The following is a 9,114-nucleotide window of genomic DNA, read 5'->3' on the forward strand; positions in this document are numbered from 1 at the left end:
GTCTCTGGGTGCGTGCTGGAAGTGCGCCGCGTTGTCTAGCTGCTCCCCTCCGTCCGAGCAACGTGGACTGGTACGCACCCGGATTTTTGGAGCTGAGGGAGAAGATTTTTCTTGGAGACGTTCCATGATGTTGATCGAAGAGACCACGGTGCCTGATGCCGCACTGCCGGTCGAAGAATTCAAGACGCATTTGCGTCTAGGCAGCGGGTTTGGCGCAGACAGTTTGCAAGATGCTGTGTTGGTCGGCTTTCTGCGGGCGGCTGTGGCTGCCATTGAGGCGCGTACCTCTAAGGTTTTGATTGAGCGGGACTTTACCTTGTCGGTCAATGGTTGGTGTGGCGCTGATGTTCAAAACCTGCCTGTGGCTCCTGTGACGGTTGTGACCGGCATGGCGCGTATTGACCGCGCTGGCGTGCGCAGTGAAGTGGCGCCGGATGTGTATTGGTTGGAGCGCGACAGTCAGCGCCCGCGTGTTCGTTCGGTCGGGTCGGCTTTGCCGGTCGTGTCTGAGGCGGGCACGGGCGAAGTTGCGTTCCGTGCCGGGTTTGGCACGGGTTGGGAGGCTTTGCCTGCCGATCTGGCGCAGGCGGTGATGTTGTTGGCGTCCCACTACTATGAATTCCGTCACGAAACCACGTTAAGCGAGGGCTGCATGCCCTTTGGTGTGACCAGCCTGATTGAGCGCTATCGTGTGATGCGTTTGGGCGGTGGGGGTGCGCGGTGAGTGCGCCGCGTCTGAACCGGCGCCTGACTTTGGAAAGCCCTGCGCGGGTGTCTGATGGCGCCGGTGGTTTTGAACAAACGTGGACTGCATTGGGTGTGCTTTGGGCCGAGCTGACGGCTCGTGCGGGGCGTGAGACGCAAGTGGCGGGGGCGGCTTTGTCGTCGGTGCCTTGGACGGTTGTCGTGCGTGGTGCCCCCGTGGGGCATCCCGAGCGCCCTGTTCCTGCGCAACGTTTTCGCGATGGCGGACGGGTATTTCACATCCGTTCTGTGGCTGAGGCTGACCGTGAGGGGCGGTTTTTGGTCTGTATGGCGGACGAGGAGGTGGTGCGATGAGTTATGCTGTTTCTGCGGCGCTTCAGAGCGCAGTTTTTGCCACCATCAGTTCTGATGTTGATGTTGTGGCTGCTGTTGGGGACGCGGTTTATGACGCTATTCCCAGTGGGGTTTTGCCAAGCCTTTACATCAGCCTTGGGTCTGAGGTCGTGCGCGAGCAAGGCGACAAGACCGGGGCCGGAACCGCGCATCAGTTCGTCGTTTCGGTGGTGACGGATGTGCCGGGTTTTCGCGTCGCTAAGGAAGTTGCAGGCACTGTCTGTGACGTCCTTGAAGATGCGGACCTGACCCTGACACGGGGTCGATTGGTGTCCTTACAGTTTCGACGTGCGCGGGCTTTCAAGATTGATAAAGGCGCTGGTCGTCAGATTGACCTGACCTTTCGCGCACGTGTTGAAGACAACTAAATCATTCAAAATAAACGGAGAAAACCTATGGGTGCTCAAAACGGAAAAGACCTGCTGATCAAGGTTGATATGACTTCGGATGGCCAGTTTGAGACCATTGCGGGTCTGCGTGCCACGCGTGTTAGTTTCAACGCCGAAGCGGTGGATGTGACCAGTCTCGAAAGCCAAGGCGGTTGGCGCGAGCTGTTGTCTGGCGCTGGTGTGCGGTCGGCCAATATCTCGGGGTCGGGTGTCTTCAAGGATGAGGGCACGGATGAGCGTGCGCGTCAGATCTTTTTTGACGGTGAGACGCCGAATTTTCAGGTGATTGTGCCCGATTTTGGCATCATCGAGGGCCCGTTTCAGGTCACAGCGCTGGAATACAGTGGCAATCACAATGGTGAGGCGACGTATGAGGTGTCTTTGGCCTCGGCCGGTGCGTTGATCTTTACAGCGCTGATTGCTGACGAATGAGCAATCCCTGGAGGGGAGAGGTGAACCTTGTCGTTAATGGGCAGGTTTGCGTGATGCGCCTGACCCTTGGCGCTTTGGCTGGGCTTGAGGCTGCCTTGGCGGAACCGTCCTTAGTCGCATTGGTTGAACGCTTTGAGCAGGGTCGGTTTTCAAGCACTGATGTGTTGGCGTTGTTAAAGGCGGGTCTGCAGGGCGGCGGATGTCCTGTCGCCCCTGAGGCGTTGGATCATGCAGACATTGAAGGTGGTCCAATGGGGGCGGCGCGTGCGGCGGCTGAGTTGATTGCCCGTGCGTTTGTGGTGCCTGCCTCATGAAAGACGGATTGGACTGGCCCGCGTTGATGCGGGCCGGAATGCAAGGGCTGCGCCTGACACCGGATGCATTCTGGGCGCTGACCCCCGCGGAATTGCAAGTGATGTTGGGCGATCCGGGGCAAAGTGCCCCGCTGCTGAGCGATGGGCTTGAGGCGTTGATGGCGGCTTGGCCTGACGGTCCACCTGACACAACACCTTAGAGGGAGCTTTGACATGAGCGACTACAGAGATGAGATCGAGGGGCTTGAGGAGAACACGGATGGTTTGCGCCAGACGTTGGATGCCACGTCCGTCATGGTCACGAGTTTTGACAGCGAATTGCGCCGGATGCGCGAGAGCCTGAGTGCGACGGGCAAGGATGTGGCCACCCTGGAAAAAGGGCTGTCGCGTGGATTGCGCAAGGCCTTTGACGGGTTGGTGTTTGATGGATTGAGCCTGTCGGAGGCATTGCAGGCTGTTGGCACGTCGATGATGAACGCGACTTATAATGCGGCGATCAAGCCTGTCACGGATCACGTTGGTGGTTTGCTGACCTCTGGTGTGGGCAGTTTGGTGCAGGGCATTTTGCCTTTTGCGGATGGTGCGCCGTTTTCGCAAGGTCGGGTCATGCCGTTTGCGTCTGGCGGCATTGTCAGTTCTGCGACTCCGTTTGGCATGCGTGGGGGCATGGGCGTTATGGGCGAGGCGGGGCCAGAGGCTATTATGCCGCTAGCGCGTGGTCCGGATGGCAAATTGGGTGTCCGCGGCGGTGGTGGGTCATCGGCCAATGTCGTGATGAACATCACTACGCCTGACGTACAGGGCTTTGCCCGTTCACAAAATCAGATTGCAGCACAGATGAGCCGCGCCCTTGGGCGTGCCAATCGCAATCGTTAAACCACTAGGGGAGCCAGTATAATGGAATTTCACGAGATCCGCTTTCCCGCGTCCTTGAGCTTTGGTTCGGTCGGGGGGCCTGAGCGTCGCACAGAAGTTGTGACCTTGGCCAATGGGTTTGAAGAGCGCAACACGCCGTGGGCGCATTCGCGTCGTCGTTATGATGCGGGGCTGGGGTTGCGGTCGCTGGATGATATTGAGTTGTTGATCGCCTTTTTCGAAGCTCGCATGGGCCAGATGTTTGGGTTTCGCTGGAAGGATTGGTCGGACTTCAAGTCTTCGGCGGCAAGCGGTGCGCCTGCTTTTGAGGATCAGCTGATTGCCAAGGGCGATGAGGTGCAGATCGCGTTTCCGTTGATCAAGACCTACCTTTCCGGGCCAAGCAGCTATGCGCGCCCCATCACGAAGCCTGTTTCTGGCACGGTCCGTATCGGTCTTGGCCGAGATGAGATGAAGGAAGGTATTGATTACGAGGTCGATCTGAACACAGGAATTATAACGTTTCAGCATCCGCCTGATCGCGATGTTGAGATCACGGCAGGCTTTGAATTTGACGTGCCTGTGCGCTTTGACACGGATCAAATCCAGACGTCTGTGGCCAGTTTTCAGGCAGGGTCAGTGCCAAATGTGCCCATCATTGAGGTGCGTGTGTAATGGCTGGTCAAAGCGAAGAGTTTCTGGCCCATGCGGCCACGGGGTTAACAACGTTATGCCGGGCTTGGGCCATTACCCGTGCGGATGGTGTGTCGTTTGGGTTTACGGATCATGATCGGCCTTTGTCCTTTGAGGGGGTGACCTTCAAGGCAGAGACTGGGTTGACGGCCTCTGCTTTGGCACAATCGACGGGGTTGAGCGTCGACAATACCGAGGCGCTGGGCGCGTTGACTGACGCCGCCGTGCGTGAGGATGACATTGAAGCGGGTCGTTTTGATGGTGCTGAGGTGCGCGCATGGTTGGTGAATTGGGCCGACCCTGACACCCGTTGGTTGCAGTTTCGTGGCACCATTGGCGAGCTGCGCCGTGCGGGTGGTGCGTTTCATGCAGAGTTGCGTGGTTTGACTGAGGCTTTGAACCGTCCTTTGGGGCGGATTTATCAAAAGCCTTGCACGGCGGTTTTGGGCGACGGGAATTGCACGTTTGATGTGACCCAACCCGGGTATCAGTTTGAAGGGCCCATTGTTCGCGTCATCGATGGGCGTGTGTTTGAGTGGGATGATTTGAACGGCTTTGAGCCTGCGTGGTTTCAGCGCGGACGTTTGGACATTGTCGATGGGCTCTCTGCTGGGTTGTGGGGCATGATCAAGCGCGACGTGTTTGAGGCTGGTGTGCGCCGCATTGAGTTGTGGGAACCTATTCGTGGGGCTTTGGAGGCGGGGGATGAGCTGCGCTTGACGGCGGGTTGCGACAAGCGATTTGAAACATGTCGACTGAAGTTCAACAACCTGCTGAATTTCCAAGGTTTCCCCGACTTGCCTGGCGATGATTGGGTCATGGCTTATCCGAGCAATGGCGGCACCAATTCCGGGGGGAGCCTGCGATGAGTGTGATGGTCAACGAGATTGTGGCTGAGGCGCGCGCTTGGATTGGTACGCCTTATGTCCATCAGCAAGCTGCCAAGACGGCGGGATGCGATTGTTTGGGACTTGTGCGCGGTGTTTGGCGGGGGGTGTACGGTTCTGAGCCTGAATGCCCGCCTGCCTATTCTATGGATTGGTCTGAACCGCAGGGCGAAGAGCGGTTGTGGGACGCGGCGTTGCGTCACTTGCGCGCCAAGCCGCTGGATGCGCCAGAGGTGGGTGATGTGGTGTTGTTTCGCATGCGAGCGGGGTCTGTTGCCAAACATCTTGGCATTCAGACGCAAGTGGGCGCGCAGGCGGCCTTTGTGCATGCCTATAGCGGCCATGGGGTGGTCGAAAGCCCCATGAGTGCACCATGGGCGCGGCGCATTGTGGCGCGATTTGAATTTCCGAACAAGGAGGTCTGCTGATGGCAACCGTTGTACTTTCAGCCGCGGGTGCTGCCGTTGGTGGTTCGCTTGGCGGGACGGTTTTAGGACTGTCATCTGTTGCGATTGGGCGCGCTGTTGGCGCGACTTTGGGCAAGGTTATTGATCAGCGCCTTATGGGGCAGGGATCTGATGTTGTTGGGCAGGGGCAGGTGGATCGCTTTCGCTTGACCAGTTCGGGCGAGGGATCGGCTATTTCGCAGCTTTATGGGCGCATGCGTTTAGGTGGGCAGGCCATTTGGGCCTCAGACTTTCTAGAGACGGTGACCACCACGACCAGTGGCGGCAGTGGCAAAGGCACACCGAGTGGCCCGACGACGAATACGTACAGCTATACGATCAGTCTTGCGCTGGCTGTTTGCGAAGGTGAGATCACCCGTATCGGTCGTGTTTGGGCAGACGGCGAAGAGATTGCCATCAACGATTTGAACATGCGCGTTTATACGGGCGCGTCTGATCAGTTGCCGGACCCTTTGATGGAAGCGATTGAAGGTCAGGGGGTGGTGCCTGCCTATCGCGGCACGGCCTATGTGGTGATTGAAAACCTGGCCCTTGGTAACTTTGGCAATCGTGTTCCGCAGTTTTCCTTTGAGGTGGTCCGCCCGGAGCAACCGGAACAGGCGGGTGCGCAGGACGAGATGACGCGTGCCGTGCGCGCTGTGGCACTTATGCCGGGAACTGGCGAATATGCTTTGGCAACTACGCCGGTGAACTATGTGGACGCGAACCGGGGGCGTTGGAGTGCGAACGTCAACACGCCCGCTGGTCAGACAGATTTTACCGTCTCAATGGACAGCCTTGGGGATGAGTTGCCCAATTGCGAGGCCGCTTCGTTGATTGTGTCTTGGTTTGGGAATGATCTGCGCTGTGGGTCATGTGAGTTAAAGCCCAAGGTTGAGCGTAAGGATATTGAGGGTGAGAAGATGCGTTGGACAGTGTCCGGCATCAATCGCGCCGCGGCGGATCAGATTGAAACTGTTGATGACCGCCCGGTTTACGGTGGGACTCCATCTGACGCATCTGTGGTCGAAGCGATCAAGGCGATGAACAGCGCGGGCAAGGCTGTGATGTTTTACCCGTTCGTTTTGATGGATCAGTTGGAAGGCAACACGTTGCCGAACCCCTATGACCCGAGCGGCACGCAACCGCATTTGCCGTGGCGCGGGCGGATAACGTTGTCTGTCGCACCGGGTGTGGATGGATCGCCCGATGGCACAGCTGCTGCGGATGCCGAGGTTGACGCGTTTTTTGGCACGGCGACAGCGAGTGATTTTGCTTTGGGAACTGCGCGCTACAGGGGGCCACAGGAGTGGACCTTGTCGCGGTTCATTCTGCACTACGCGGCTTTGTGCGTTGAAGCGGGTGGCGTTGATGCATTCTGTATTGGGTCAGAATTTCGTGGCCTGACCCAGATACGTGGTGCTGGGAATGCGTTTGTTACGGTGCAAAAACTGCGCAGTTTGGCCGCCGAGGTGCGGGCTATTCTGGGACCGGACACCAAAATTTCGTATGCGGCTGATTGGACTGAGTATTTTGGTTATCAGCCTCAGGATGGCAGTGGGGATCGTTATTTTCATTTAGATCCGCTTTGGGCCGATGCGAACATCGATTTTATCGGCATCGACAATTACATGCCCTTGTCTGATTGGCGTGACGGACAGGACCATGTGGATGCGGAGTGGGGTAGCATTTACGACCTCGATTATCTGCGCGCAAACATTGCGGGCGGTGAGGGGTATGATTGGTTTTACCATTCGCCTGATGCGGCGGCGGCGCAAATTCGCACCGAGATCACGGATGGCGAATATGATGAGCCATGGGTGTGGCGTTATAAGGATATTCGTAATTGGTGGTCTAATGTGCACTATGAGCGGGTCAATGGTGTACGCGCGGCTGGTCCGACGGCGTGGGAACCTTGGTCAAAGCCAATTTGGTTTACTGAACTTGGATGCGCTGCCGTTGATAAAGGGACAAATGAGCCGAACAAATTTTTGGACCAGAAGTCCTCGGAAAGCAGTTTGCCCAAGTATTCAAATGGCGCGCGGGACGATCTGATTCAAAAACAGTATTTGCGCGCGATGCATTCGTATTGGGGGGATGAGGCCAACAACCCAACGTCTTCCGAGTACGATGGTGCGATGGTTGATATGACCCGTGCCTTTGTTTGGGCATGGGATACGCGGCCTTATCCGTTTTTTCCCAACTCGGTTGAGACGTGGTCGGATGGAGAAAACTACCCACGCGGTCACTGGATCAGCGGGCGCACGTCGGCGCGTTCGTTGGCGTCGGTTGTCGGAGAGATTTGTGATCGCGCTGGGCTGAGTGATTATGACACTTCTGGCCTGTATGGCTATGTCCGTGGCTATCTGGTTGAGGATGTGGCTTCGGCACGCAGCGCGTTGCAGCCTTTGATGTTGCGTTATGCTTTTGATGCGACCGAGCGCGATGGTGTTTTGAAGTTCATGATGCGAACGGGGTTAGATGCGACGCCTTTGTCGTCCGACGGCTTGGCCATCAGTGCGGATCTGGATGGCCGTTTAGAGCAGTCACGCGATTCAGAGGCGGATTTGGCCGGGCGGGTGCGGTTGCGGTTTGTGCAGACGGACGGCAATTTTGACATTTTGTCGGAAGAGGCCATCTTGGCGGATGATGCGACACATGCGGTGTCGACCTCGGACATACCGATGGCATTGACCCGCCCTGAGGGGCGTCAGGTCACCGAACGGTGGTTAAGTGAGGCGCGGATCGCGCGTGAATCGGTGCGTCTAGCTTTGCCTCCTTCGATGATTGGCGTCGGGGCTGGGGACATTATTGAGGTGAGCGCGGATCAGTCGGAAGGTCCGGGTCTTTATCGGGTCGACCGGGTGGAACATGGCGAGATGCAATTGCTTGAGGCCGTTCGGATCGAACCTGACATTTATGTGCCTTCAGAGTTGTCTGACGAGCTTGCTGGGGTGCGGGAGTTTGTACCGCCGGTTCCTTTAACCTCGGTGTTTTTGGATTTGCCTTTGTTGACCGGGGATGAGGTCGAACATGCGCCTTATACGGCGATCACCGGCACACCTTGGCCTGGAAGTGTTGCCATCTATCAGTCGCCTTCGGACTCAGGGTTCGTTTTAAATTCCATTGTCGCGGCGAGATCTAGTATCGGGTTCACCAAATCATCGATGTCACGTGCGTGTGCTGGGTTGATCGATCGTGGCGATGCATTGGAAGTTGAAATGGTGCATGGCACGCTTGAATCCACAACGGATGCGGCATTGTTGAATGGTGCGAACCTTGTTGCCATCGGCGATGGCTCGCCGAACAATTGGGAGCTGTTTCAATTTCGCGATGCGGAGTTGATTGCTCCGGGGCGGTATTTGCTGAGCCACCGTTTACGGGATCAATTAGGAAGTGACGCAGTGGGGCCGGATATTTGGCCTGTTGGGTCGTGGGTTGTTGCGATGAATGGCATCCCGTCTCAGATCGAACTGGCCCGCACTTTGCGCCGCGTGTCGCAAACGTTTCGTATTGGTCCGGCGCAGCGGGGGTATGATGACCCGTCTTATGAGGAGTTTTCGCTTGCTTTTGATGGCAATGGTTTACGGCCCTATCGTCCCGTCCACATGAAAGCCATTGAAAACAATGATGATTTGGATGTCAGTTGGATCAGGCGTACCAGATTGGATGGGGATGAATGGGAGCTGGTTGAGGTGCCTTTGGCTGAGGAAAACGAAAGTTATACAGTGCGTGTTTTGCAGCATAATCGGGTTGTGCGCGAAGTTGTCGTTGGTACCCAAGCGTGGACATATAGTGCTGTTGCGCGCACCGCGGATGGGTTGGTGGGGTTGTATGACATTGCTGTTGCTCAGAATTCTGTGCGTTACGGGGTCGGGCCCTTCAAATCGATTTCGGTTTCGGTGTGACCTCTTCGTTCGATGGGGCATAGAACGCTACAATAGGTGGTTTGATCGCCTATTTAACGGTGCAATTCTCGGGCATCCTTACGGAAAGGATC

At 56.8% G+C, this 9,114-nt stretch carries 11 protein-coding genes; all 11 read left to right on the forward strand.

What is annotated here, in order from left to right; translation table 11 throughout:
- Positions 1 to 124 precede the first annotated feature (124 nt).
- The 11 genes from ABJF76_RS19665 to ABJF76_RS19715 are packed head-to-tail and all read left to right on the forward strand — an operon-like array spanning position 125 to position 9,022.
- Positions 125 to 724, forward strand: coding sequence for a head-tail connector protein (locus ABJF76_RS19665; RefSeq protein WP_413820693.1), 600 nt, complete (start codon positions 125 to 127; stop codon positions 722 to 724).
- Positions 721 to 1,059: a head-tail adaptor protein gene (locus tag ABJF76_RS19670; protein ID WP_413820692.1), complete on the forward strand. Its 339-nt coding sequence runs from the start codon at positions 721 to 723 to the stop codon at positions 1,057 to 1,059. The genes ABJF76_RS19665 and ABJF76_RS19670 overlap by 4 nt, the downstream gene beginning before the upstream one ends.
- Entirely contained in the window at positions 1,056 to 1,466 is a 411-nt protein-coding gene (locus ABJF76_RS19675; protein ID WP_413820691.1) for a DUF3168 domain-containing protein, read from the forward strand. The genes ABJF76_RS19670 and ABJF76_RS19675 overlap by 4 nt, the downstream gene beginning before the upstream one ends.
- A 27-nt stretch (positions 1,467 to 1,493) precedes the next feature.
- Positions 1,494 to 1,919 (forward strand): phage major tail protein, TP901-1 family, encoded by a 426-nt coding sequence (locus ABJF76_RS19680; RefSeq protein ID WP_413820690.1) that lies wholly within the window; start codon positions 1,494 to 1,496, stop codon positions 1,917 to 1,919.
- The gene (locus ABJF76_RS19685; protein WP_413820689.1) at positions 1,916 to 2,233 is read left to right on the forward strand and encodes a gene transfer agent family protein; all 318 of its coding nucleotides are present in this window, start codon (positions 1,916 to 1,918) and stop codon (positions 2,231 to 2,233) included. The genes ABJF76_RS19680 and ABJF76_RS19685 overlap by 4 nt, the downstream gene beginning before the upstream one ends.
- Positions 2,230 to 2,433, forward strand: a complete 204-nt coding sequence (locus tag ABJF76_RS19690) for a rcc01693 family protein (RefSeq protein WP_413820688.1) — start codon at positions 2,230 to 2,232, stop codon at positions 2,431 to 2,433. Before ABJF76_RS19685 ends, ABJF76_RS19690 begins: the two co-directional genes overlap by 4 nt.
- 13 nt (positions 2,434 to 2,446) lie before the next feature.
- On the forward strand, positions 2,447 to 3,109 hold the full coding sequence (locus ABJF76_RS19695) for a phage tail tape measure protein (protein ID WP_413820687.1): 663 nt from the start codon (positions 2,447 to 2,449) through the stop codon (positions 3,107 to 3,109).
- A gap of 21 nt (positions 3,110 to 3,130) precedes the next feature.
- On the forward strand, positions 3,131 to 3,763 hold the full coding sequence (locus ABJF76_RS19700) for a TIGR02217 family protein (protein ID WP_413820686.1): 633 nt from the start codon (positions 3,131 to 3,133) through the stop codon (positions 3,761 to 3,763).
- Positions 3,763 to 4,650: a DUF2163 domain-containing protein gene (locus ABJF76_RS19705; RefSeq protein ID WP_413820685.1), complete on the forward strand. Its 888-nt coding sequence runs from the start codon at positions 3,763 to 3,765 to the stop codon at positions 4,648 to 4,650. Before ABJF76_RS19700 ends, ABJF76_RS19705 begins: the two co-directional genes overlap by 1 nt.
- Before the next feature lie 5 nt (positions 4,651 to 4,655).
- Positions 4,656 to 5,096, forward strand: a complete 441-nt coding sequence (locus ABJF76_RS19710) for an NlpC/P60 family protein (protein WP_413820761.1) — start codon at positions 4,656 to 4,658, stop codon at positions 5,094 to 5,096.
- On the forward strand, positions 5,096 to 9,022 hold the full coding sequence (locus ABJF76_RS19715) for a baseplate multidomain protein megatron (RefSeq protein ID WP_413820684.1): 3,927 nt from the start codon (positions 5,096 to 5,098) through the stop codon (positions 9,020 to 9,022). Before ABJF76_RS19710 ends, ABJF76_RS19715 begins: the two co-directional genes overlap by 1 nt.
- Positions 9,023 to 9,114: the final 92 nt, after the last annotated feature.

This window comes from Tateyamaria sp. (assembly GCF_039940735.1).
In the GTDB taxonomy this organism is placed as follows: Bacteria; Pseudomonadota; Alphaproteobacteria; order Rhodobacterales; family Rhodobacteraceae; genus Tateyamaria.